A 903-nucleotide genomic window follows, 5' to 3' on the forward strand; every position below is an offset into this window, starting at 1 on the left:
CATGAAGGACCTCACATTCTTGTGACTGGTCAGGGAAAAATTTTAGGAAAGTTTGTCATTCTTTCTGTAGAGGAAAAACAAAGCATTTTTCACTATAACGGATCCCCCAAAAAACAAGAATTTACGATAAAGTTGAGAGAATATGGTGGAGACCTATGAGTGATCTTTACGTAACAAAAGAAGGCGATATGGTTGACGCCATTTGCTGGAAATACTATGCTAAGGGTCAACAAGCCCTTGCTGTTGAACGCGTTTATGCAGCAAATTTTGGTCTTGCAGACCATGGACCTATCTTAAAAGCAGGCATCACAATCGTTTTGCCAACCCTCCCCTATCCTAAAGCCACACCGGTGATTAGAATTTGGGGTAGCCAGTCATGAAACCTTTTTGCACAGTGATGGCAAATGGAGAGGACATCACAAGAACTCTCATGGACTATGTTTTGTCGATTGAAATTACCGATGAAGCAGAAGACAAAAGTGACCGCATTACCATAGAGCTTGATGACCGCGCTCGTGACAGTGATAATGGCTTTCTTGATATTCCTCTCATCGGAACAATCATTTCCGTAACACTTGGCTATGAAAGCGGCAAAAACCGCGATATGGGAGCCTATCTGATTGATGAAATCTCTGTAAGCAGCCCTCCACAAAGCCTAAGCGTGACAGGACGCGCCGCATCAATGAACACGTCTTATAGAACACCCAAAAGCCAATCCTATCACCAACAAACCCTTGGCAGTATTGTTCAAGAGATAGCAGAGCGCAATGGCTATATACCAAAAGTTGACCCTGCTCTTGCTAAAATTGTTGTGCGTCACATTGATCAAACTTCTGAAAGCGATATGGCTTTTGCCACACGCCTTGCAGAAGACTATGATGCGGTAGCAAAACCCGTTGATGG

General features: G+C 43.5%; 2 protein-coding genes and 1 pseudogene. All 3 read left to right on the plus strand.

From position 1 onward, the window contains the following. The coding region (locus ACFIN0_RS10270; protein WP_375702464.1) for a phage tail protein at window positions 1–159 on the plus strand (159 nt) is incomplete at its 5' end. Then, window positions 156–380: a tail protein X gene (locus ACFIN0_RS10275; protein WP_375640049.1), complete on the plus strand. Its 225-nt coding sequence runs from the start codon at window positions 156–158 to the stop codon at window positions 378–380. The genes ACFIN0_RS10270 and ACFIN0_RS10275, both read left to right, overlap by 4 nt. Beyond that, window positions 377–903: pseudogene (locus tag ACFIN0_RS10280) on the plus strand (phage late control D family protein); the annotation flags it as partial. The gene ACFIN0_RS10275 and the pseudogene ACFIN0_RS10280, both read left to right, overlap by 4 nt.

This window comes from Bartonella sp. AA89HNZF (assembly GCF_042196905.1).
Classification (GTDB): domain Bacteria; phylum Pseudomonadota; class Alphaproteobacteria; order Rhizobiales; family Rhizobiaceae; genus Bartonella.

Excerpts from the sequence above, each read along its gene's own strand:
- ACFIN0_RS10275 (WP_375640049.1), top strand. The coding sequence starts at position 156 with ATGAGTGATCTTTACGTAACAAAAGAAGGCGATATGGTTGACGCCATT.